The organism is uncultured Zhongshania sp. (assembly GCF_963975605.1).
Taxonomy (GTDB): Bacteria; Pseudomonadota; Gammaproteobacteria; order Pseudomonadales; family Spongiibacteraceae; genus Spongiibacter; species Spongiibacter aquimaris.
On the sequence record NZ_CAXBHN010000002.1, the window covers coordinates 138,352 to 162,591 of the forward strand.

At 48.9% G+C, this 24,240-nt stretch carries 22 protein-coding genes; 6 read left to right on the forward strand and 16 right to left on the reverse strand.

Annotated features, from left to right (window positions below):
* Nucleotides 1-28: 28 nt before the first annotated feature.
* The 5 genes from AAC007_RS02960 to sdhC form a co-directional block, all read right to left on the reverse strand.
* Nucleotides 29-2,863, reverse strand: coding sequence for a 2-oxoglutarate dehydrogenase E1 component (locus AAC007_RS02960; RefSeq protein WP_339674564.1), 2,835 nt, complete (start codon nucleotides 2,861-2,863; stop codon nucleotides 29-31).
* Nucleotides 2,864-3,129: 266 nt separating this feature from the next.
* The gene (locus AAC007_RS02965; RefSeq protein WP_219041536.1) at nucleotides 3,130-3,846 is read right to left on the reverse strand and encodes a succinate dehydrogenase iron-sulfur subunit; all 717 of its coding nucleotides are present in this window, start codon (nucleotides 3,844-3,846) and stop codon (nucleotides 3,130-3,132) included.
* Nucleotides 3,847-3,863: 17 nt separating this feature from the next.
* The gene (sdhA, locus tag AAC007_RS02970) at nucleotides 3,864-5,636 is read right to left on the reverse strand and encodes a succinate dehydrogenase flavoprotein subunit (protein ID WP_219041537.1); all 1,773 of its coding nucleotides are present in this window, start codon (nucleotides 5,634-5,636) and stop codon (nucleotides 3,864-3,866) included.
* 3 nt (nucleotides 5,637-5,639) lie between these two features.
* Entirely contained in the window at nucleotides 5,640-6,008 is a 369-nt protein-coding gene (sdhD, locus tag AAC007_RS02975) for a succinate dehydrogenase, hydrophobic membrane anchor protein (protein WP_295877554.1), read from the reverse strand.
* Complete coding sequence (sdhC, locus tag AAC007_RS02980) at nucleotides 6,002-6,376, reverse strand: succinate dehydrogenase, cytochrome b556 subunit (RefSeq protein ID WP_295877552.1); 375 nt, start codon at nucleotides 6,374-6,376, stop codon at nucleotides 6,002-6,004. The genes sdhD and sdhC overlap by 7 nt, the downstream gene beginning before the upstream one ends.
* A 525-nt stretch (nucleotides 6,377-6,901) precedes the next feature.
* Between sdhC and gltA the strand changes: the two genes are divergently transcribed.
* Nucleotides 6,902-8,185 carry a citrate synthase gene (gene gltA / locus AAC007_RS02985; RefSeq protein WP_295877550.1) on the forward strand — a complete coding sequence of 428 codons (1,284 nt, stop codon included), beginning with the start codon at nucleotides 6,902-6,904 and terminating at the stop codon, nucleotides 8,183-8,185.
* Nucleotides 8,186-8,256: 71 nt separating this feature from the next.
* Here gltA and AAC007_RS02990 read toward each other — a convergent pair whose 3' ends face one another.
* A complete protein-coding gene (locus AAC007_RS02990; RefSeq protein ID WP_339674565.1) occupies nucleotides 8,257-8,700 on the reverse strand; it encodes a hypothetical protein in 444 nt (147 codons plus the stop codon).
* A 326-nt stretch (nucleotides 8,701-9,026) separates the two neighbouring features.
* Between AAC007_RS02990 and AAC007_RS02995 the strand changes: the two genes are divergently transcribed.
* Together AAC007_RS02995 and AAC007_RS03000 are read left to right on the forward strand one after the other, a co-directional pair.
* Complete coding sequence (locus AAC007_RS02995; protein WP_339674567.1) at nucleotides 9,027-9,800, forward strand: glucose 1-dehydrogenase; 774 nt, start codon at nucleotides 9,027-9,029, stop codon at nucleotides 9,798-9,800.
* 89 nt (nucleotides 9,801-9,889) lie between these two features.
* Entirely contained in the window at nucleotides 9,890-10,123 is a 234-nt protein-coding gene (locus tag AAC007_RS03000; RefSeq protein WP_219041543.1) for a DUF2789 domain-containing protein, read from the forward strand.
* 20 nt (nucleotides 10,124-10,143) lie between these two features.
* On the opposite strand, the gene AAC007_RS03005 is transcribed toward AAC007_RS03000, so the two are convergent.
* Both AAC007_RS03005 and AAC007_RS03010 read right to left on the reverse strand, forming a co-directional pair.
* Complete coding sequence (locus AAC007_RS03005; protein WP_219041544.1) at nucleotides 10,144-10,353, reverse strand: type II citrate synthase; 210 nt, start codon at nucleotides 10,351-10,353, stop codon at nucleotides 10,144-10,146.
* Between the two features lie 15 nt (nucleotides 10,354-10,368).
* Nucleotides 10,369-10,755 (reverse strand): hypothetical protein, encoded by a 387-nt coding sequence (locus AAC007_RS03010; RefSeq protein WP_339674568.1) that lies wholly within the window; start codon nucleotides 10,753-10,755, stop codon nucleotides 10,369-10,371.
* Between the two features lie 147 nt (nucleotides 10,756-10,902).
* Here AAC007_RS03010 and AAC007_RS03015 point away from each other — a divergent pair, with 147 nt between their 5' ends.
* Nucleotides 10,903-12,171, forward strand: coding sequence for a CinA family nicotinamide mononucleotide deamidase-related protein (locus AAC007_RS03015; protein WP_339674569.1), 1,269 nt, complete (start codon nucleotides 10,903-10,905; stop codon nucleotides 12,169-12,171).
* Between the two features lie 27 nt (nucleotides 12,172-12,198).
* On the opposite strand, the gene AAC007_RS03020 is transcribed toward AAC007_RS03015, so the two are convergent.
* A complete protein-coding gene (locus AAC007_RS03020) occupies nucleotides 12,199-12,624 on the reverse strand; it encodes an SRPBCC family protein (protein ID WP_296434602.1) in 426 nt (141 codons plus the stop codon).
* 208 nt (nucleotides 12,625-12,832) lie between these two features.
* On the opposite strand from AAC007_RS03020, the gene AAC007_RS03025 reads away from it, so the two are divergent.
* Nucleotides 12,833-14,755 carry a cobalamin-dependent protein gene (locus AAC007_RS03025; protein ID WP_339674571.1) on the forward strand — a complete coding sequence of 641 codons (1,923 nt, stop codon included), beginning with the start codon at nucleotides 12,833-12,835 and terminating at the stop codon, nucleotides 14,753-14,755.
* A 1-nt stretch (nucleotide 14,756) separates the two neighbouring features.
* Here AAC007_RS03025 and AAC007_RS03030 read toward each other — a convergent pair whose 3' ends face one another.
* From AAC007_RS03030 to AAC007_RS03060, 7 genes are all read right to left on the reverse strand, one after another.
* Nucleotides 14,757-15,155, reverse strand: coding sequence for an HIT family protein (locus AAC007_RS03030; RefSeq protein ID WP_296434605.1), 399 nt, complete (start codon nucleotides 15,153-15,155; stop codon nucleotides 14,757-14,759).
* A complete protein-coding gene (locus AAC007_RS03035) occupies nucleotides 15,152-17,236 on the reverse strand; it encodes a GNAT family N-acetyltransferase (protein ID WP_339674573.1) in 2,085 nt (694 codons plus the stop codon). Before AAC007_RS03035 ends, AAC007_RS03030 begins: the two co-directional genes overlap by 4 nt.
* A gap of 4 nt (nucleotides 17,237-17,240) precedes the next feature.
* On the reverse strand, nucleotides 17,241-17,540 hold the full coding sequence (locus AAC007_RS03040; RefSeq protein ID WP_295877532.1) for a hypothetical protein: 300 nt from the start codon (nucleotides 17,538-17,540) through the stop codon (nucleotides 17,241-17,243).
* Entirely contained in the window at nucleotides 17,537-17,848 is a 312-nt protein-coding gene (locus tag AAC007_RS03045; RefSeq protein ID WP_295877530.1) for a DUF2288 family protein, read from the reverse strand. Before AAC007_RS03045 ends, AAC007_RS03040 begins: the two co-directional genes overlap by 4 nt.
* A 65-nt stretch (nucleotides 17,849-17,913) precedes the next feature.
* Nucleotides 17,914-18,618, reverse strand: a complete 705-nt coding sequence (locus AAC007_RS03050; RefSeq protein WP_295877528.1) for a TIGR01621 family pseudouridine synthase — start codon at nucleotides 18,616-18,618, stop codon at nucleotides 17,914-17,916.
* A 7-nt stretch (nucleotides 18,619-18,625) separates the two neighbouring features.
* Complete coding sequence (locus AAC007_RS03055; RefSeq protein ID WP_295877526.1) at nucleotides 18,626-20,713, reverse strand: hypothetical protein; 2,088 nt, start codon at nucleotides 20,711-20,713, stop codon at nucleotides 18,626-18,628.
* Between the two features lie 342 nt (nucleotides 20,714-21,055).
* Nucleotides 21,056-22,318, reverse strand: coding sequence for an MFS transporter (locus tag AAC007_RS03060; RefSeq protein ID WP_295877524.1), 1,263 nt, complete (start codon nucleotides 22,316-22,318; stop codon nucleotides 21,056-21,058).
* 397 nt (nucleotides 22,319-22,715) lie between these two features.
* Between AAC007_RS03060 and AAC007_RS03065 the strand changes: the two genes are divergently transcribed.
* Nucleotides 22,716-24,230, forward strand: a complete 1,515-nt coding sequence (locus AAC007_RS03065) for an AbgT family transporter (protein WP_295877523.1) — start codon at nucleotides 22,716-22,718, stop codon at nucleotides 24,228-24,230.
* Nucleotides 24,231-24,240: the final 10 nt, after the last annotated feature.

The following is a 24,240-nucleotide window of genomic DNA, read 5'->3' on the forward strand; positions in this document are numbered from 1 at the left end:
AGACAGTCTTTATAAGTTGATTAAAACCTTAAAGTTTTAATGCCTGTTTAATAAATTTCTCTTGCTGTTCAAGGTGCAAAGCCATGTATCCAGCTGCAGGTGATGCAGAAGGCTCACGCCCCACATAACCTAACAACAGGTTTTTCTCAGGCTTAAAGCTGCGAATCACTCGGGTCATACGGTGGCGGCTGTTATACCAAGCACCTTGGTTGCGCGGCTCTTCCTGACACCAAACCACCTTCTTGAGGTTTGGGTAACCCGCAATCGCATTGCGCAAATCGTCATAAGGGAATGGATAAACTTGCTCTAGACGAACAATGGCTACCGAGTCTTTACTATGTTCACGACGAGCTGCACGCAAGTCGTAGTAGACTTTACCGCTGCAAAGGATCATCCGCGTGACTTTAGACTTATCGATATCGTCGGTCTCATCGATCACATTCTGGAAATGACCTTCGCTTAATTCCTCAATACTTGAAACGGCTTCTTTATGACGAAGCAAGCTCTTCGGCGACATTACCACCAGTGGGCGGCGTAGAGGCCGAATCGCCTGACGGCGCAGCATGTGATAAACCTGCGCAGGCGTCGACGGAATACACACTTGGATATTGTGCTCAGCACAAAGCTGTAAGAAACGCTCTAAACGAGCAGACGAATGCTCTGGCCCCTGCCCTTCATAGCCATGTGGCAGCAACATGGTAAGTCCACACAGGCGCCCCCACTTCAATTCACCGCTGCTAATAAACTGGTCAATAACAACTTGGGCACCGTTGGCAAAATCACCAAACTGCGCCTCCCAAATCACCAGTGAGTCTGGCTGAGTAGTCGAATACCCATACTCAAAAGCGAGCACTGCCTCTTCCGATAACAAGGAATCGAAAATTGAAAAACTAGGTTGATCTGCAGCCATATTCTGCAGCGGGACATACCGGTTCGCATCGCTCTGACTATGCAGTACTGCGTGACGGTGCGAGAAAGTACCGCGACCGACATCCTGGCCGGTTAGACGCACTTTATGACCTTGCTTCAGCAGTGAGCCATAGGCTAAAACTTCAGCAAAGCCCCAATTTATCGGCATCGCGCCTGCGGCCATCTTGCGACGGTCTTCATAAATCTTGGCTACTTGACGCTGCACAACAATACCTTCCGGTACCGCATTGACGAGTTCAGCTATTTCTTTTAACAACTTGGGATCAATTGTGGTGTCACCGGCAACATCCCAAGCGTGACCAAGATAGGGTGTCCAATCAACAAACAACTCAGTATTTGGTTGCATCACTAGACTTTTGGCAACGTGCTCACCGTTATCAAGGGCCTGACGATAATCGTCAGCCATTTTATCGGCCAGATCTTTAGTTACGACACCTTCTTCAAGTAATTTATTAACATACAATTCGCGTGTTGTTTTTTGCTTGCTGATCTTGCTATACATCAATGGCTGAGTGCCCGAGGGCTCGTCAGCTTCATTGTGACCACGGCGGCGATAGCAGATAAGGTCGACAACGACGTCTTTCTTAAACTCTTGACGGAAATCTGCAGCCAACTGACTGACAAACAATACCGCTTCAGGGTCATCACCATTAACATGGAATATCGGCGCCTGAACCATTTTTGCTACATCGGTACAGTATTCAGTCGAACGCGCATCTTCTTGCAGGCTAGTGGTAAAACCAACTTGGTTGTTGATAACAATGTGAACCGTGCCACCCGTTTTGTAAGCACGGGTTTGAGACATTTGGAATGTCTCCATCACCACGCCTTGACCGGCAAATGCTGCGTCGCCGTGCAATACAATGGGGACAACCTTGTCGCCAATTGGGTCGTTTCGGCGATCCTGTCTTGCTCGTACCGAGCCCTCAACCACTGGCGAAACGATTTCTAAATGCGATGGGTTGAACGCCAAAGCCAAGTGAACTTCGCCGCCTGGGGTCATCACATTAGACGAGAAGCCTTGGTGATATTTAACGTCTGCTGAGCCTTGGTATTTAACTTTACCTTCAAACTCATCAAATAATTCAGCAGGGCTTTTGCCCAAGATATTAACCAGTAAGTTTAAACGGCCGCGGTGAGCCATTCCGATAACCATTTCTTTTGCGCCGTAAGAACCAGCACGCTGGATAATGGCATCCATCATAGGGATTAAGCTTTCGCCACCCTCAAGACCAAAGCGTTTGGTGCCTGGGTATTTAGAGCCAAGCGATTTCTCCAAGCCCTCCGCAGCGGTTAAGCGCTCCAGCAAATGGGTACGCACCTCCAGCCCGTACTGCGGCTGAGACCGAACGCTCTCCATTCGTTGCTGAATCCAAGTGCGCTCGCGGGTATCCACGATGTGCATAAACTCTGCGCCGACCGAGCGGCAATAAGTCGAACGCAAGGCATTGTAGATTTCTTTTAAGGTCGCCTGGTCTTTGCCAATATAGAGACTGCCAGTTTGGAAAGTAGTGTCAAAATCAGCTTCAGTCAGCTGGTGATACTGGAGCTCAAGATCGGGGACCCGTGCGCGCTGCCACAAACCCAACGGGTCGAGCTCTGCCTCCTGATGACCACGCTGCCGATAGGCACTGACCAACTGAATAACTCTTACCTGCTTACGCTCGTGAACACTAATATCGCTGCTCACTGGACCGCTATACCGAATAGGCGTCTTCGCTAATTGCGCAAAATGATCGCGAATCGGCGAGTGAGGGATATCGTGAGTGGTTTTTTCGCTTACGCGGGGTAACTGTTGAAAATAATCACGCCATTCGTCGGAAACGGCATTGGGATCTGTGAGGTAGGCTTCATACAACTCTTCTACGTAAGTCGCATTGCCGCCAGATATATGTGAGCTCTTCCATAAAAGCTCCATTGAGTTTTTCTGCATTCCTGTCCACCTAAAAATAAGGGAAGTGGCAGTTCGAATGATTCTGGCCCGATAAGGCCTTCCTCACCCTGTGTAGTCCAGCGACATCAGTGTACGCCGCAGAACCGACTCTCACCACAGGGAACGTTTCTTCCCTCTTATACGCTTTAACGCTCATATAGTGCCGGTAAGCACCGAGTTGTATTTTATTTGGCGCTGCTCGTAAGCAGCGCCAGAGGACTAACTATACGCAGAGTTTTATAGCTCGGCCAAAGCCGAGGGAATACTTAAGTTGCTCTGCTTAGCAACATATTCCGAATATGTCCGATTGCCTTTGTAGGGTTTAAACCTTTCGGGCAAACATTGACGCAGTTTTGAATACCGTGGCAACGGAAAACACTGAATGGATCATCAAGATCACTCAAGCGCTCCTCAGTTGCGGTATCGCGACTGTCGGCCAAAAAGCGATAAGCCTGTAACAAGCCACTTGGACCAATGAAACGATCAGGGTTCCACCAGAAAGACGGGCAAGCCGTTGAACAGCATGCACAAAGAATACACTCGTACAATCCATCCAATTTCTCGCGCTCTTCAGGAGACTGAAGGCGCTCGATCGCGGGAGCCGGCGTGTCGTTTAGCAAGAATGGCTTAATCTTCTCATACTGCTTGTAGAAAAGACTCATGTCGATGACGAGGTCACGAATTACCGGCAGACCAGGCAGCGGACGCAATACTAATTTATTGCCACCTTTGCCATTTTTTAGCGCTTCGGAAATCGGCGTAATACAGGCCAGGCCATTTTTGCCATTGATATTCATACCGTCTGAGCCACATACACCCTCACGGCAAGAGCGGCGGTAAGCCAAAGATGGATCACTGCCTTTCAACAACTCGAGAACATCTAATACCATCAAGTCTTTGCCTGCGGTATCAAGCTCCACTTCCTGCATGTACGGTTCCTGATCAGTTTCAGGATTGTAACGATAGAGACTAACTTTCAACATATTCGTTTTCCCCTGAATCAGTACGTACGAATTTTTGGTGCAAACGCTTCACGTGTTTTAGGCGTAAAGTTTACCGCCCGCTTACCAACACGCTTCTCACTAGGGAAGTACACAGAGTGGCAAAGCCAATTGTCATCATCGCGCTCTGTGAAATCTTCACGAGCATGGGCACCGCGGCTCTCGTTGCGCGCTTCAGCGGCGATTGCAGTCGCCTCGGCAACTTCAAACAAGTTATGAAGCTCAAGCGCTTCAATACGCGCTGTATTGTAGGCGTTGCTCTTGTCCTCAAGGTGCGCGTTTTCAATGCGAACACGAAGTTCAGCCAGCTTTTTAATACCTTCCTGCATAAAGTCACCGCGACGGAATACGCCAAAGTGGTTTTGCATGATGGTTTGCAACTCAGTGCGCAACGCCGAAACGCTCTCGCCGCCAGTTGTATTGTTGATCTTATTCAAGCGCTCCATAGCCACTTCAATATTGGCTTCAGAGGCGTCCTTCATTTCAATGCCTTCACGCAGACTCTTTTCAATAAATAAGCCTGACGCGCGACCGAATACGACCAAGTCTAACAGCGAGTTACCACCCAAACGGTTCGCACCGTGCACAGATACGCACGCCACCTCACCGCAGGCATACAAACCTGGGATAACAGTGTCGTTGCCGTCGGCATCAACAGTCAGAGCCTGACCGTTAACATTAGTTGGAATACCACCCATCATATAGTGACAAGTCGGCACCACAGGAACCGGCTCTTTTACCGGATCAGCGTGAGCAAAGGTCCGCGACAGTTCGCAGATACCCGGAAGACGACTTTCCAATACTTCTTCGCCAAGATGATCCAGCTTCAAGTAAACGTGATCGCCATTGGGACCGCAGCCACGACCTTCAAGAATTTCCAAGGTCATTGAACGCGCGACGACGTCGCGACCAGCCAAATCTTTAGCATTTGGGGCGTAACGCTCCATAAAGCGCTCGCCATCTTTATTGACGAGGTAACCGCCCTCACCGCGACAGCCTTCTGTTACAAGTACACCAGCGCCGGCGATACCGGTTGGGTGGAACTGCCACATTTCGATATCTTGCACTGGAAAGCCAGCACGCAAAGCCATACCCACGCCGTCACCGGTATTGATATGAGCATTGGTAGTAGAAGCATAAATACGACCAGCACCACCGGTTGCGAATACGGTAGCCTTAGATTTTACATAGACCACTTCGCCAGTTTCGATGCAAATCGCGATAACACCGACCACTTCGCCATCGTCGTTTTTAACCAAATCAGTGGCATACCACTCATTGAAAAATACGGTATTGTTTTTCAGGTTACCTTGATACAAGGTGTGAAGCAGCGCGTGACCAGTGCGGTCAGCCGCAGCACAGGTACGAGCAGCCTGACCGCCCTCACCAAAATTCTTAGACTGACCACCGAAAGGACGCTGGTAAATACGGCCCTCCTCGGTACGCGAAAAAGGCATACCCATGTGATCCAGCTCGTATACAGCCTCAGGGCCAACCTGACACATATACTCAATGGCTTCTTGGTCACCGATATAATCAGACCCTTTTACAGTGTCATACATATGCCACTGCCACTGATCCTGTGGATCTGAGCTGGCAATCGCACAGGTAATACCACCCTGAGCCGACACTGTGTGCGAACGCGTTGGAAATACTTTAGAAATTACTGCTGTTTTGTAACCTGATTGCGCCAACTGCAATGCCGCGCGCATACCAGCACCGCCGCCGCCAACAATTACACCATCAAAAGAAATTGTACGAATATTAGCCATTGTTTAACTCCAAAGAATCTGGATGCCCCAAACGAGGTAGGTGAACAACACAACAGCTGACGCTGCCTGAAACGCCAAGCGCAGCACTGTGCCTCGACCACCCATCGTTCGTTCAGTTAAATAATCGGTAGAGACAGACCACAAACCGATCCAAGCATGCGCAACAATGGACAACACCGCAGCGGTACTAAAAACACGCATAAAGGTGCTATCAAAATAGCCGCTCCACTGCACATATGTCAGGTCTGAGCCACTGCACAGCAAATAAAAACCAACCACCAGCATATATGCCAGTAACACCACACCAGAAACCCGCTGAACCAACCAGTCAGATAAGCCGCTACGGCCTAAATTTGTTACTGAACTTACCATATCCACAACCCCGTCAGCAGAACCAATACCGCCGTAACGACCAACACCAATTTAGCGCCAGTCTCACCACCTTTCATACTCTCACCAATACCGGCATCCATTACCAGATGCTTTACACCGGCAGCAGAGTGGTAGCTCAAACCGATCAATACGGCCCAAATACTTAACTTGCCCCAGAACGATGCCAAACAGGCTTTAGCTTGAGCAAACCCTTCAGGGCCATCCAAACTAGTGCCCAGGAACCAAAACAGCAGGGCTACGCCCGCCACAAGAAACACACCACTAATGCGGTGTAAAATAGAGGTATATGCGGTAATCGGCAGCGCGATTGTTCCGATATCCAGGTTTACAGGTCGTTTATCGTTCACGGTATTTGCCACACTTTTAATTTCTGGCCCGTTTTTTACGAGCGGTTTAAAGGGAGTGGATCAATCAGACACCGAACTCTCCAATCCGGCATCGCTTCTTTAGGAACAGGAGTAGATAAACTCCCGTAGAAACGCCGCGCATTATAGGGCCATCGAAGTGCAATTACAAACCCTTACGGCCCCATAAATCAGCGGCAAAAAACTCGAATATCAAGGGCTTAAAGCGCTATTTCGCACCATTATGGCGCCATACAATTTTTCAGAGCGACCCAAATTAACATTCAATATTTAGTGGACATTTATGTACAAACGATAAAAACCTTCCCTTCCCGTATATTTAGAATTCCATCCGAGCCAATAGCAGGCTAAAATATGCGACCGTTGACAAAACATTTCAGCTCTCTATATTTGTCACTCCCGCAAAAGCGGATTTCCCCTCTGTTACTCTTGGCAATACCTTGCCAAATGCTAGACAAGGGGTACTAACGCCACAAGCTATGTCAAAAGTTACAGGAGCCCGTCCCAATGAGCGATAAGAAAGCAAGTCTGAGTATCGATGGAAAAACGCTGGACCTTAAAGTCCACTCTGGCACCATCGGTCCTGACGTCATCGAAGTCAGCGCCCTGACGGGGAACGGATACTTCACTTATGACCCCGGCTTCGTTTCAACAGCCGCATGTGAATCAAAAATCACCTATATTGACGGCGACAAAGGCGTATTGCTGCACGGCGGCTACCCTATTGAGCAACTCGCAGAACACTCAGATTATCTAGAAACTTGTTACCTCTTACTTTACGGCGCCCTGCCAAACACAACGCAGAAAGAAACCTTTGTTAACAAGGTACGTATGCACACCATGGTCAACGACCAAATGAGCACCTTCTTCAAAGGTTTCCGCCGCGACGCTCACCCTATGGCGATCATGTGTGGCGTGGTTGGCGCGCTGTCTGCGTTTTACCATGACTCACTTGACATTACTGACGAAAAACACCGCGAAATTTCAGCTATTCGCCTAATTGCAAAAATGCCAACCCTGGCGGCAATGACCTACAAATACACCATTGGCCAGCCTTTTATGTACCCGCAGAACCACCTGAGTTATTCAGAAAACTTCCTGCACATGATGTTCGGCAACCCTTGCGAGCAAGACAAGGTAAATCCCGTACTTGCTAAAGCAATGGATAAAATTTTCCTATTGCACGCCGACCACGAGCAAAATGCATCAACGTCTACTGTGCGCTTAGCGGGCTCAACCGGCGCAAACCCATTTGCCTGCATTTCTGCCGGTATTGCAGCACTGTGGGGACCATCACACGGCGGCGCGAACGAAGCCGTATTGGATATGCTTAACGAGATTGGCGACGCATCGCGCATCGATGAGTTTGTTGCAAAAGCCAAGGACAAAGACGACCCATTCCGCCTCATGGGCTTTGGTCACCGGGTTTACAAAAACTTCGACCCACGCGCCAAGGTAATGAAACAAGCTGCTGACGAAGTGCTAGCAGAACTAGGCTTAGAAAATGATCCACTTTTGATTATTGCCAAACGCCTTGAGCAAATCGCGCTGGAAGACGAGTACTTTATTGAAAGAAAACTCTATCCAAATGTCGACTTCTACTCAGGTATTATTCTTAAAGCGATTGGCATTCCGACAAGCATGTTTACAGTCATTTTTGCACTGGGGCGCACCCCAGGCTGGATCGCACACTGGAATGAAATGATAAGCGGCAGCTACCGTATCGGTCGCCCTCGCCAGCTTTACACTGGACCAGCTCAGCGCGATTTTGTGCCTCTAGACAAGCGTTAATAAATAAAAAAGGCCGCTATTGCGGCCTTTTTTATTTCTATTTATTAATAACCGTTGCAGCAACGGCAATGCTAAAACGTTTTATATTCAAAGCCCATTTCTGCGCCGTCCACCGAATCCCCGTAACTACCTAAATTACTATTTTTATCGAACTCTGCGCCCTCCTTGATACGAAGTTTCGTTTTTAACTTTAAACGTCGCTCCTCACTTTTGCCCTCCTCGAACCAGGTTTCAACACCATAACGGCTTTCTTGCTGCGCATTCCAATCTTGGGTATTTAACTTCTCGCTGCTTGGCAAACTTAAATCCAAGGGCTTTAATTCCTGTGATGACGTAACAGGAGGTGGTATCGCAGGCACCGAAACCATTGCTTCTTTGGCCTCAACACTGCCCTGCTTCAATTCAATTAAACCGGAATCCTGCTCTTGCAATACCCCACGCTCCTGTTTAACTTTTTCACCGCATGCAAGTAGTAGCACACTAAAAAAAATCATTAACAAATAACGACTCAACATACCTACCTTTCAACTTATTTAAAGACAATCCACAAACCCTAGTACTCCTTCAATTTGATGTTGCCTAATGCCAAAGTTTGTAGATTGAGGAACGACATGCCTTCAGGCTGGACGCCCGTCAGGGCGCCCCGAAGGGGTTTATCAAACCCAACATGGCGGGATGCCCTACCAACGCTTGTTGGGTATCGCTACCGCTCCACCCAACCTACAAAGTCACACGTCATTTTCAAATTGAAAGAGTACTAGTCCAATTGGACAATAGCCAAGATCAAAAGTGGCGTATACATTTAGCTCATTTTACACCACCAAGAAATAAGGAATATAAAATGAGCAGACTAGCTGGAAAAGTCGCCATAATCACTGGCGCCGCTCGCGGCATGGGTGCGGTAACCGCTAAGTTATTCGTTAAACAAGGCGCTAAGGTTATTATTGCAGACATTCTCGACGACGCTGGCGAGTCCTTGGCTACCTCACTTGGTGACAGTGCTCAGTATGTACACGCCGATGTATCAAGCGAGGCTGATTGGGTAAAACTAGTAAGTGAAGCGGAAAAGCTAGGCCCTTTAAATATTCTAGTAAACAACGCCGCGATATTACACGCCGCCTCCATTGCCGATTCCAATGCCGAGGACTATATGCGGGTTATAAAAATCAACCAGCTAGGCACCTATTTGGGTATTCGCGCGGCAATAGCGCCGATGAAAAAAGCAGGCGGCGGCTCTATTATTAACATTTCATCCATCGATGGCCTACAAGCAAAAAATGGCCTGTCTGCCTATGTCTCAAGCAAATGGGCGGTACGAGGCCTTAGCAAGTCAGCTGCAATTGAATTAGGGCCACACAAGATTCGAGTGAACACGGTTCATCCAGGCGGAATATTCACCGCCATGCACGGCGCTGAAGGCCAAGCTGAGCCATCCGAACAAGACAATGCATTTTACGTTAACCACGCCCTTCCCCGAGTAGGTTTACCAATTGAGGTGGCAAATATGTCCTTATTTCTAGCCTCTGACGAGAGCAGCTACTCAACTGGCGCAGAGTTTCTCGTCGACGGTGGCTGGCAGGCGGGGCTCCGTCTCAGCATGTTGCCAAGCTCTTGATTTAGGCCACATCTAAACAAACACTGGAAAGCTAGCAAAGGGTCTTCTATATTGGGCGGGTAACTACGATTTCGTCTGTGGAGGACCCAATGGACACCGAACTACATACAATGAACTTGCTCTTTGACCAGCTTGGCCTGCCTAGCGAAGACAAAGAGATAGAGCGTTTCATTGTGCGACACCGCCCCCTACCCAGAGGCTTACAAATTCACGAAGCAAGCTTCTGGAAACCAGCACAGGCACAATTTCTTAAAGAGTCACTAGATATTGACGCCGAGTGGGCCGAACTTGTCGATGAGTTGGATGCACGCCTGCGCTATTAGCGCAGGTAGTACACCACGATTTAACTATTTCCTTCGTCTAAACCGATATAGCTGATCTTTGGGTACGATACCCATTTAAATATCTGCTGATAACTGCAAATCATGCACTTATGCGGGATTTCACCGGTCGACGGATTCATCTCTCCCGCGCTGACCATCATGCCGTGTCCGCACTTATCGCAAACATAATTTACTTCTATTGCTTGTACCGGGCGTTTTATTTCAGGCATTGACAGAATCTCGTATTAAAGCGGACCGTTACCAGTATTAGGTGCAGGATCGGTACCCGGTGATGTTTGACTAGGCTGCGTTGTTTGCTTTTGACTTGCAATCCCCTTTTTCGCTCGCTCCAACTCTTTTTCCACTGAATCAATCATAGCGGACCAGCCGTGAATCAGAGCGTCGTTTGCGCTTTCAATTAAGCCGCCGAGCGAATTCTGCTTCATTGTGTCTAATTCTGTTTTAGCTGACTGGATCCGCTCATCAATACTATCCACCCGCTGCGACAAACTTATCAACTGAGTATTTAAGGCGTTTCGATAAGCCTGCTCATCTCGATACTGCCAATACTCAAAGGCGAGTAAAACAAATACAATAATGGCTGCGAGCAACACACCAACGGATGATTTCATAGACACCTCTACCGCACTTTCACGCATTAAAAATAGAGCTTAATCTCTAAAGACATTACTATGTTACGAGAATAAAGCATAGGCCAACTTTATATACCGCACAGCCAGCCGCGACAATCATTTAAGCATTGGGGAATTCCGTACAGAATGAAATTACAGCTACTTCTCACCGGTAATGAGCTTATGGCCGGCGATACCATTGACTCAAATTCAGCCATGATAGCCGAGCTCATAACCGACTATGGATGGCGTATTGGAAAAAAAGTGACGGTTGGTGACAACCTTCAATTACTAGAGAATCAAATTCGCAGCTTAGCTGCGGAGTGCGAAGTACTCATTATAAACGGCGGTCTCGGACCAACCGTGGACGACATGACCTCTCTAGCCCTTGCGAAGGTGACGGGCAACACCATCTGCGAGCACCCGGAAGCCCTTACTCATTTGACTCAGTGGTGCGAGCAAAAAGGGTTTCGCCTCAATGCATCAAACCTAAAACAAACAATGTTGCCAGCTGGCTGCCATATAATCGCCAATGCCGGGGGCAGCGCGGTCGGCATAAGACTGACAATAGGCAACTGCTTAGTTCTGGCCACACCCGGCGTGCCTAGCGAATTACGCACAATGATGAACGATGAAATTATCCCCTTGCTGAAAAGGCAATTTGAATCCGACTACGTGCAAACTCAACGACTAGCTGTATTCGGTCTGGGAGAATCGTCCATCCAAGAAAAGGTCAACGCAGCCTACCCAGACTGGCCGGATGACGTTGAACTCGGCTTTCGAGCGTCGATGCCAGTACTTGAAGTAAAGCTCACCACTTACGGCCAAGACGCAGGCGAAAAATTAGGCGAATGGCGCAGTAAAATAATTGCCCTAATTGGCGATCATTTACTTGGGGATATGCCGTTAACGATCGCGCAGGCAGTCATTGCTACAGCCAAACAACATAAGCTAAGTCTTTGTACCGCGGAGTCTTGCACAGGCGGCAGAATTGCCGCAGAGCTCACTGGAGTGCCTGGTTCATCGACGGTATTCCCCGGCGGCATCGTGAGTTATTCCAACGCACTAAAACAACAGGTTCTCGGCGTTTCAGAATCCAGCTTGGCAAGCGAAGGAGCCGTTAGCGAAACCGTCGCTAGGCAAATGGCGCTAGGCGCCTTGCAGGTTTGCAAAGCTGATTTGGTCATTGCCGTCACCGGTATCGCCGGACCAGATGGCGGCACTAAAGAGAAGCCGGCCGGAACCGTCTGGATGGCATGGGGTAGTAGAGATGACTTACGTGTAGAAAAGTTTTTCCTTCCCGTAGACCGCGGCCTATTTCAAACCTTGGTGACGGCATTGGGCCTAGATCTTCTGAGACGATATATAAACGGTATTCCGGGACTTCCAGAGTTAATGACACGTCGCAGAGCTTAGCCCTGTCGGACTAAGCTCATCATTGGCTTATTTCTCGGCGGCAAACCAATCGGCAATCCACTGCAGCAGCATTTCGTAGGCACCGTTGATCATTGCAACCGCATCGGAATCGCTAACACCTTGGGGCTCAGCGCGGCCATACCAATCAATTTGACAGCGGCCATCATCTAGCGCAGTAACTTTCGCGTTGGCTGAATAATTGGTCACCGGCATCGGCACACCCCGTGGAATATCGTAGGCGAAACTCATCGTAGAAGCGTCTTGCGCGGTTAATACCTCGTCAATAGGATCGATGCCCTTGATATGTAAACGACGGGTCATCCCGATACCACTGCCAATCAATTCGATTTTATCAATACCTGGCGCCCAACTTATATCGCCAAAATCTTCCAAAAGTGCCCAGACTCGCTCGGCGGGAATATCTAACTCCCGCGCCAAATGTGTTTCAACCATGCTTTATTGCTACCTTATGACGTAAGTTATTTCTCGCATCATGCCTCATCACTAAAAATCAAGCCTCACCCGAACGGCTTATCTCTTCCTAAACCTTTTGCAATGTAAACCTTCGCTAATTGGCGCCTTGTTTAAAGGCTGTTACTCTTAGGTAACAGACCCTTAACATAAAAAGCGTCAGGCATATCGAGACGATCGGAAGACAAATATGAAGGCTACACCAACCACGCCCGTGCTGCTGTTTAGCATGGACTCGGACCAATTTTGGGCGGCACCCACCACAACCGGCGGTTTAAAAGCCTATTACCAAAAATACGGTAGTCAAACTGAAAAATATCATATTGATTTAATTCATTTTAAGGATGAATCCGCCATCGTCTGTTGGCAGCAATCGTGGCAAGACCACTACCTGCCTGCGATACAGGACGCCACCGAGCGCGGAGAACAGGTGATTGTCGGTTTTAGCATGTACACCTGGAACGCTGCCGAATTTCTCGATCTCATCCACCAGATAAAAGCTCAATGTCCAGATGTGCTCTGCATCGCCGGCGGCCCGCACGTTCAACAAGCGGAGGATTATCTCGGTGAAGACCCTATCGATATCATTATTCTTGGCGAGGGTGAAACTAGCTTCCAAGAAATTTTAGATGCACCACAACGCTCTCATTGGCCTTCAATTAACGGTATCGCGTACTTAGAAAACGGCGTAATTCAAAAAACGCCTGAGCGCCAGCGCAGAAAAAATCTCGATGAACTGCCCTCGCCGCTTGATGTTGTTGAACTATCCGACGCAGAAGGCAAGCCCCTCTATGATTCCATTTCATATGAAACCAGTCGTGGCTGCCCCTTTAAGTGCGCTTTTTGCGAATGGGGCACCGGCGCTATTGGCAGCAAAATGTACCAGTTTTCAATGGACAGAGTGCGCAGCGATTGGCACAGGATTGTCGATGCAGGCATAAAAGATATATGGCTTGCCGATTCAAATTTTGGCGCATTAAAAGAAGATCTTGAGAAGGCGCAACTGATTTGCGAACTAAAAGAGAAAACCGGCTTACCCAGCAGTTTCGCCACGTCGTGGTCAAAAAAACACAGCCCGAGAGTGCAGGAGATTGTACTCCTGCTGCATAAAAACGGGCTGCTTCCCCACTACCAATTAGCGCTGCAAACACTGACACCACTGGCTTTAGAACTGAGTAATCGCCAGAATATGGCCGCTAATAAATACGAGCCCATTGCCCGCCAAATGGCAGCCGAAGGTGTACCAATCGCCGCCGAGTTAATTTGGGGCTTACCGGGGGACAATCTCGCGGATTTTGAGCGCAATCTAGATCAATTACTGCGAACCTTTCCAAACCTCAATATCTTTGCCTACACGCTATTACCAGGCACAGAGTTTTATGAAAAGCGGCTTGAATATCAGATTGAAACCATTCCCGTCGCGGGTTATGGCAAAGCCAAGGGTGAATATGTGGTTGCCTGCCATACGTTTGATCGCAATGAAGGAATTGAAGGCTATTTCCTTATCACTGCGCATATTCTCTTCGCCCACGGCCATTTGATTCCTTTGGCAATACGTTTCCTTGCGCTGCAAAATGGCATCACAACTGCACCGCTACTCCGCGCCTTGTTGCGCGCTGTATGCACCGAATATCAAGACGAGCTGACCGATCTAGACCTACAAGACCGAATGACGGTCTATGAACATCGCGCCAGAATATATACGTGTATTCTTAACGACCCTAAACGGCTGTATTCACTGATAGAGAAAGAAGTCAGTGACTTTTTACAAGCCAGTGCTAACAGCCATTTTATCGCTGATACCCGCTTTATACTGGCCTTAGACCACGCCCTGTCACCACGCTGTGGTAGCGCAACTGAAATCACATACGACTTTGATTTCGATGCCCTCAGCAGCAAAGCGGCACTCGACTGCCTAAGCCTTCCCTGCGAGGAAGACCTCGCCCCCTCGACGTCACAAAGTCTTTTGATCAAAAGTCCAGGCGGTGTTGGCAGTATCTTAAAAGATCCTGACGGCGGCGCATGGCTGAGGGGAGAAATTTTGCACCGCCAAGTCGATATCCAGACAGTGAAAATACTTCACCCCAATGTAAAACCAGTGCAACCTAGTTGATTCAGGGTGTACTTAAAGCAGCGCGTATTTTCTCCGCCGCGGCTGCTAGGGAATCGCCATCAGCGCGCTTGGCATTGCTTATATTTGCATCGGCCATGTCATTAATTGGCGAGAGGTGAATATGGGTGTGGGGTACCTCCAAGCCAATAATCATCATGCTGACACGCTGGCAGGCGTAAGCTTTTTTCAAGGCCTTCGCTAAGGTCTGAGCTACCGACATTAAATGTGCTGCCAGCTCGGGCTGCAGATCGTCCCAATGATCGACCTCCTGCCTAGGAATAAGCAATAAATGCCCCTCCTGAATCGGTTCAATGGTTAAAATGGCGACTGCATGCTCGTCTTGCCATACAAAGTGACCGGGCAGCTCACCTTGAATTATTTTAGTAAATATACTGCTCATTTTTGCTCCACTTCTACAATAGTTAGCATTTGTTCAAACACCTTTCTGAGCTCTTGCTCAACAGCAGCTCGGCCGGCTAATTGATACTTGAGAGACACGCTAGCCCAATCAAGTGCGAACAAGAGTAAATCGACTGCCAGCGCCGAATACGTTACTGCGCAAAGATCAACACACAGACTTAAGCGCGTGGCGCTAGCGACAGCCTGCTCGAAAACCAACTCTCTGCGGCAATAGCGGCGCACCGTATTGCTATCAAACAGAGATAGCGTTCCAGGCCCAAAACAAGACAACAGTGTCGCCAGTGAATCAGTACTCAGGTTTCGATGCACGCTTCTCAAGCTCAGTGGTAAATCACTGCGCAAGCGCTGCTGCATAAGATTGAAATCGGTATCCAAACCGTCACCCAGCGATTTTACGACAAGAAGAGAATACGCTCCGCTAGCGGAGTCTCTGCGACTCCCAAGCCAAACGGGTAGAAATTCCTGCCGCCGCCAAAACAGAATAACATCTGCAGATACCGCGAAACTGGATGATAGATAGCTCGCACCTTTATGTCGAGCGCACTCCTCAGCCATCCCCAACATCAGGCGGCCAACACCTTGTCGACGGCATTCAGCCGCTACCGCGATACGGTTCACACGATAGCTGTGACCGCGAGCGTAGTTAGCATTGCCACTGATATGCGCTAAACGCTGCGCGACCAAGTGCCCTTTCGGGCGACGCTCGCCCGCTATAACTGCGTTGGTAGTTGCCTCATCCAACCCCCCTTCTGCCAATAGTTGGCAAACGCCGACGATACAGCCATCAGATTCTGCGGCAATCACTTGGCATCGTGAATCCATTAAATACTGGAGATCACTTGGCGTAGTTTGATAATGCGCCTGAACAAGTAGTCCAAAAACTTGGCTTAGCACGCCCTGCTGCTCCAAATCTGTTTGATGCAGCACGCGTACGCTAACGTGATTTAACGAACTGGTTTTTTTCGGCTCGGCATCTAGAAGAAATGCATTGTTTAAGAATTGCTCAAGAGGATCATCACTTGCCCACCGCACCGGCTCTCGCAACTCTATGCGCCGCCACTGAGGCCGTTCCCGATGGAGAATATCCTTAAAACGAATATCAAAACCGCGTCCGCTGCCTTCATAGCCGTGAACCGTTGTCGAAAAAACAATTCTCGGGTGCTGTAGCAACTCGCTCAACACGCTTACGGGAAGAGTCGCCGCTTCATCTACCAGCACTAAATCCCAATTATCAGTAGGCTTTAAAGCAAAGGCCGGCAAAAACTGCAGTTCGCAGTCATTGAAATAATAAGCATCGCCGTGCCTCTCCCCCGCCGGCATCAACGTCTGAACCCTGCGAAATGCGGCCTCAACGGCCTCTGCGCGCGGCGCCGTTATCGCAATGCGCCGACACAGTCCACCTTGAAAAAGTTCTGCCACCGCAATACCAAGTGAGGAGGACTTACCACGCCCGCGATCTGATCGAATCACCAGTGGTCGCTTCGCTCTGCCGGTGACAACTCGGATGATCGCATCCACCGCGGATTGCTGATCAAACGTCGGCAATTGCGACAGCCACTGCTGGCTTTTACCTGGCAGTTGCGGAAGGCTTTGACTGTCCAACAATCCCTGCCGGCTAAGGTGATAAACCCCCGCGCTATCACCGACCATCGTCAATATTCGGGCTAGGAATTGAGACTCGGGGTAATCCTTTGCAGCGGCAGAATGACGTTGAAAGATTTGCGGCCAACGGCCAAAATCTGGGCATAAAATTACGAGCAGCCCCCCGGCCAACAGCGTGCCCGCGGCCGCCAGCCAATCATCTACGGACTGTGCGGAATTGGCGTCAATAACAACAGAGCTAAACTCTCGGCCCAATTGTTGCTTTGCAATCTTAGGTTTTACACCACACAGTGGATGTGCGGCGAGTAACAAGGTTTCGGTTTCACCTAGCGCAAAGCACGTGAGTTGTTCCTCAGCCCAGTTGGGCTCGCCACTAAGAAATATTAAATACCGATGACCGTTATGTTGAGCCACTTCACGAAGCTGCTCAACAAACTGCTGTAGCTTCGCTATTTTCATAATACTAATCGACCTTAGAAGGATATACCGGCGCGTCATGCATACGGAGATGCAAAACAAGTCGCTCGTCGTCGCGATACAGGGCAGCGCTATCGTCACCCAGATAACGCCCTGCAAGTTTGACTAGGCGGCTTTTTATTTCAGTTTCACTAATAAAAGAGGAGAGAATTCCGGCCTCAATAAACCCTTCTAATCGATACAATACGGCGGGAGGAATATCTAAGCCGGATGCTTGATCATCAAAAAATGCCGTAAGTCGCTCCTCCAACGCGGCTAAATACTGGACCGAAACTGACGCTGTCACGCCGGACTCCGATCCTGTTGCACCAAAACCCACGGCGCAACAACGACCGCCCACACTTCGCAATTTTCCGCCAACCATGTCATCGCAAGCTCTTCCGTTGCTTTCTGCAATAGATTGTCTTTCATCCACGTCGACACAGCCGCGGCATCGTCATTCGCGACCGCTGCAGCAGTGGCAATTAAATCTAACTCTGGCGCCACCACTAATACAGCGCCTTGCGCATAAAAACGCTGTAGTTCAGTCCACAGAATACGAGAGGTTTCACGATTCAACTTGAGCATTAACTCGGAAGATTCATCTGGGGTCACACGAATACCTTATATATTTTCAAAAACAAAGATCATCACTCGCCGTTTTACATAGCGTGCTAACGTTAATTCAGGGCGGGCCATTTGATATCCCAAGGCGGATCACAGTCTAACAGCACTGTTTGTATGGCTGCATCGCTAAATGCCTCTCCTTCATGAGGGAAACAGACATAATGCTTTTCTATACCACGGAATTGGAAACGCAATGCCATGGCGTGTAAATACATGCGACCACACTCTTGATTGCTCGGCCCGTAGCGGCGATCACCAAGGATAGGCACCCCAAGACTCTTCATTACCACGCGTAATTGGTGTGTTTTACCCGTATGGGGCTTTAGAAGGTAGGCGCGTCGCCCATCACTTAGTGAATAACTAAAAAATTGGCTCACCGCGGGATTAGTGCGCGTGCGGCTGAGCAGGTAACTGCCGCTGCGGCTCTTTTTAATGTCGCCAACAATGGTGCCCTGCTTTTTACTCGGCTTGCCATCGGCGAGTGCAAAATAGAATTTTTCAACCTCTCTATTCGCAAATAGATTGCCTAACTCCGCGGCGGCTAGTGGACTTTTTGCAATCAATAACAAACCAGACGTCGCATCATCCAAGCGATGTACCAAATGCAAAGACTCTCCGGGAAAATCTGCATGCAAAACATCAAGCAAGCTCTGTTGATGCTGATTTCGATGTAAGTTCACGCCAGGCGCTTTATTGACTACGAGGTAATCTTCATTATTTTCTACAATTAAATAAGTTAGTTCGCGGGTACTCGTCATGAATCTTTTAATCAGCTCTGCCGTTGCCAAAGAAAAACGTATTTTTTTCTAGCTGTTCACGCAACACCTTTATCTCTCTTTTAACTGACGCCTCAGACGACGACAACTCAATCTGCGAGGCTAAATTTTCAAACTCGTCACGCTCGCCACTGCTGGCATATAGATCCAGCAACTGCATTTTTAGCGCCACGTTATCGCGGTGAATGATAGCACCCTCTTCCAGTATCTCCCGCGCGCCCGCATAGTCGCTTAGCTCAATGCATGCGGACGCTCGGCTAATAAAACTTTCAATCTGTTCATCGCTCGCTCCAGATGCCGACCAATCTCGTTCGAGATCATTAATATCTAGTGCTAAAAACTCTTTGTCATCTTCCAAATTGCCGTGCTGACGGAGGGCGTCCTCGTCAAGATCAGCAAAAAAATCATCGTCAATATCAGACATATTGGTGTTGCCGATTGCGCCCGCAGACAGCGCGGCCGGGTTGCCCAACTTAGGCTCTGCCTCGTCTATTTCGCCATCTGGTGCGCTATTCTCGAACCGTCTACCGATTGACTTTGCGTCTAGTGCCGAAAAAATATCGTTGAAATTATCCTTGGAAAGATGCCGGTCTGCCTGTGCTTTAGCGGCAACCGCAGCGCTTACGTCTGATAATTCGCCAGTCACACTAAGATCATCGGTATGGTGCGACGACGGCGATTCACGTCGATTGCGCATTAACAGCAATATCGCCCCAATTACGGGTAGCGACAACCACCACAGCCAAGACCATGATTCAGTGTGTTGAGATACCATCACCGGACTATTATCAACGTTTGCCACTGCCGGCTCAGCAACTCCGCCGTTAATCATGACATCATCGACGAATTCAGCCTCGTCACTTTGAGCTGGGTCGGCGACGATAACGCCATCGTCCAAGGTAACGTCGCGAAATGCCCCATCATCAAATTGCGACGACGAATCCGTGCTTTGACTTTCCAGCAACATGGCTTCAGGCTGAGGAGTTGAATTAGCCTCTTCGCTCGGTTCAGAATTCAATGATATCGCTTGCGCGTTTAAACTCGCTAACTGCACCTCTAATGCTGCTAACTTATCTGTCATCAGGGCGATATTGGCAGATACGTCCGCAACCTGTGTGCGTACTTGTTTTAGACTTTCTTGTAAGAATTGTTTCTCGGTCAGTGCCTCACTGCCCGATGAATCACCTAAATCAAACTCTCGCCGTAGGCCGGCATTGTTCATTGCCTCAGCTGATGAGCCTGGTTGTCCGCTCGGGCTACCCCGCAATTCATCTTTTCTTGCTGGCTTCAGCGGTTCAACCGCCGCGCTTCGCGCTACTACTTCCGCATCAACTACACTTTCAAACAAATCCAGCGTGACACGCTCTTTTAATAAATTACGATTATTGCGAATAAACGCACGGGGATTATTTAAATACAGGCGCTCCATCCATTCATTGGCACTGCCCCCCTTTGCACGGGCAGCGCGCTGCGCAATACTCCAGAGACTATCTCCGCGAACAGTTGTATAAACACGGGTATCAGCATTCATTGCTTGCGCCGGGGAATTTTCACTTGCGCCCCCCCGACTCAATGCCGCTGGCAAAATACTGGCAGACTGCCTACGTTCGTTTAACGGACCAGCAATACTAAGGGCAGCATTATTCAAAACTTGGGTATTCGACGTGCTCGCAATGCTGTCAGGCAAATCTAGAAGTAAGGTATAAGCGCGGCTTAATTGACCGCCCGGCCAGCGAACCGTGATCAAAAAATGAAGATACGGTTCATTAACTACCGCATTGCTTCGAAGATAAATTGTCCCGGCGCCCAAACTGCCCATTTCACCCACCGCGGAAATAGACCGAGTATCGACGCTCCCAACTTCGACCCCCGTGTCTGGATCGATAACGGAATGCAATGAGACTCTCACTTGCTCGCTACCGATGCCCTCAGCGCCAAAGATCGGAATTCGCGCAAACAAGGGTTGCCCAAGTTTTGAGTCCAAATTTGCCGACCCTAAACCCAAGGCCATTGCATCTCGCGCCATGAAAACCGCCATACACAGCGGCAGTAGGGCTGGTAGTTTGCCTAGTCCCATAATATAACTCTCTAATGACCCTGCCAGTCACCAATCATATTCATTAGGCAGAGTAGAATCCCGTCTTATAAAAATTAAGCCAAAAAGCACACTCCTATTAAACGCCCACCGAAATGTGAACACAATCACAAATTCGCCCCGTAGGGGTCAAGTAACTACCATCGCCGAGTTTTCACTTAGCTGTGTATAAGTCCTTGCTGAAAGATGGCACCGAAAGAAAGTTTTCCCCAATAAAGGTGAATAAGCTTGTGGATAAGCATGTAGATTACTAGCTTGAGGCAAGGCTCATGGTACACGAGAGAAACCGCATAGTTTTTAACCAAACTGTCACATACCTATGATTTATGCTCGCCAGGACTTCTCGAAAAACATAAATAACAAAATGACCGCTGACATCACCATCGCCGCACACCAATAGGGGTAGCTCGGCGAGATACGATATAGCGCACCGCCCAACAAGGGTCCGAACATAAAGCCAAGTCCCGCTATAGCGCCCAACAAACCAGCTAATCCACCCTGCTCGTGAGCTTCAACCGTCATGGTTGCAGTAGCGGTAAATGAGGGGCCGGTTAAGCCCATGCCAAAGCCAAACAAAGCCATCGCAAGATATAGCATTGCAATATTGCTGGCATTGGCCAAAAGTAAATACGACAACAACATGAATGGCAGGCCGACGCGCAGTAAACGCATCGGCAGCCCGCTATAGCGACGCACCACAAGCAACTGAGCCAGTAATACGGATATCGATGAAATAACCATTGCAGTCGAGAACAATTGTGCTGCACGTTTACCATCCACACCTAAGATATCTTGATAATAGAAACCCAAGGTCTGCTGAACCATTCCCAACAAACTGAATATGGTAAAACCAATGGCGATGTACACCCGATATCGAGGGTCAAAATACGACAATTTAGGCAGCTTTTTACCACTGCTGTTACTGGCGGCAATCGGTGGCAGGTACCGCCAAACTAGTACCCCAACAATGAGGGAAACTCCAGCTTGAATATACAAGGGTGCGAGATAACTAAGCGTTACAAACCATGCCAAAGCGGGGCCGACCATCACCCCTATTTGGTTAAAGGCTTGTAGTTTGCCCATGCCCTTGGTGCGCTCATGAACCGTCGTAACGTCCACCATATACGCCGCCGATGCCGGGTGTGTTGGCGTCATTATCACCGCGTGAAATGCGCGACTGATAATCAATAGAATAAACAGAGGCACGCCCAGCAAAACCCCCGAAAGGCCTAATTGAGCAACAGCATTAAATAGCAGCGTGCCAATAACATAGCCAAACAATCCTAATATAATGAGCGGTTTGCGCCCCCAGCGATCACTGAGGCGCCCCCATTTTGGCGCCACGATAAAAAATACAAACGCAGTCAGTGCTGACAGTGAGGTAATTGCGAGTTCTTTGGGCTGAACGTCGAGGTTGAAAAAAGGAATGTGGAATACTAGCTTATCGAGTTGAAGCTCTCTGCCGAGCATCGGCAGTATTGCGAACACCACTGTTTGGCCCATGCCAACACACATCATGGCAAGGTAAAGACTGAACATCGCCTTATTACTAGGCTTTATCGCGTTTACTTCTGAAACACTACTCACTAATCACCACCTCACGGCCGAATGGAACGCAGAGACATGGCGAACCGAGATTAAATTATGACCTAGTTGGGCTTTATATACCTTAATCGTGCTGAAAATATTCAGAAATTGATTAATAAATACACGAAGCCAAAACTACACACATGAGATTTTAGCACTGCTAAGCAATAGCGAAAATGTAAGCCAGTAAAATTACGCCGCAGCTATGCCAGAATAGAAAGTTAAGAATAAAGATAGCTTAAACGGGAATGCTGCTAACACGGCTGCCTAGCGACGGGCTTCCGCACATCACTTACACACCGCTTGCAGAATAGAATTGACGACACCTATTGCTGAAAAAATAGCTGCGCTAGCGGTTATACTTACGAATTAAAGATCTAAGACGCAGGCTTCAAAGATGAATAATGTGGAACAAAGCCCAACTTTAATCCAACGCTGGCTAAATCGGCTTGAGCGAATGGGCAACCGACTCCCCGATCCAGTACTGCTATTCATTTTATTCTGTATCGCCATTATCGGTATTTCGGCCATTGCCGATATGTTCGCAGTCTCCGCCGTTCATCCGGTTAGCCATGACATTATCGCCGCAAAATCTTTACTAAGTGCCGACGGTATAAAGTGGATGGTCGCCAATACCGTCGGTAATTTCATTCATTTCGCGCCGGTCGGTTCAGTTTTGGTGGCGATACTGGGCATTGCGGTCGCGGAAGATTCGGGCCTGCTCGGCCACACACTGCAGCGTCTAACGGCGAATGCCCCACCGCGCAGCCTGAGTAGCTTTATCGTATTCGCGGGGGTGATGTCTAGCATCGGTTTTGATTCTGGCTACGTCGTGCTCATACCATTGGCAGCGCTTATTTTCCGAGCAGCTGGTCGCTCGCCACTGGCGGGTATAGCTGCCGCATTTGCGGGTGTTTCCGGTGGGTATAGCGCCAACCTGTTACTTGGTCCTGTAGACGCTATTTTGTCGGGCATCAGCACCGAAGCGGTTGCGTTAGTCGCACCGGACCAGCAAGTATTAACCAGCGCCAACTATTATTTTACCTTAGCGTCTACATTATTTATCACCATCACTGGCGCCTGGATTAATGAAACCATAGTCGAGCCAAGACTATCGAAACCCAGCGATCAGACTGCGCTTGCGGAAGATTCGACAGCTATTGAATCCCCAGCCTTAAAAACCGGCATGCGCAGAGTCGGCCTATTCAGCCTATTTTTTATAGGGTTGCTAGTTTACTTAGTTGTTCCCGACCATGGCATCTTACGAAACCCCGAGCCCAATGGTTTGGCCGCTTTACCGCTGTTAAATGGCATCGTGGTTTTTATTGCGCTATACGCGACGATTAGTGGGCTGATATTTGGTTACAGTACCGGTAAATACCAACGTCACCGCGACTGGATTGCTGGCATGGAGACAGGTGTACGCACCCTGTCTGGCTATATGGTGTTGATGTTTTTCGCCGCGCAGTTCGTGAACTACTTCAACTGGACCGGCCTGGGCGCCATCTCAGCCATAAATGGTGCAAATTGGCTTGCCGGACTCAGCCTGTCGAAAGCTAGTCTATTAGTTGGCTTTATTTTAATCAGCGCGAGCATCAACCTTTTGATTGGCAGTGCGTCAGCGAAATGGGCTTTGATGGCACCCATTTTCATTCCGATGTTATATCTATTGGGGGTAGATCCAGAATCAGCACAAATGGCCTATCGCATCGGCGATTCAAGCACCAACATTATCACGCCGCTGATGCCCTATTTTGGTGTTGTTGTTGCCTTCATGCAGCGCCATGACAGTGAAGCGGGAATGGGTACCCTAATCGCCTTGATGCTGCCTTACTCGGTGATATTTCTTGTCGGATGGGCCCTACTGCTCAGTCTTTGGCTCGCGGCAGGTTTACCCCTAGGTCCAGGCTAAAACCTGAACC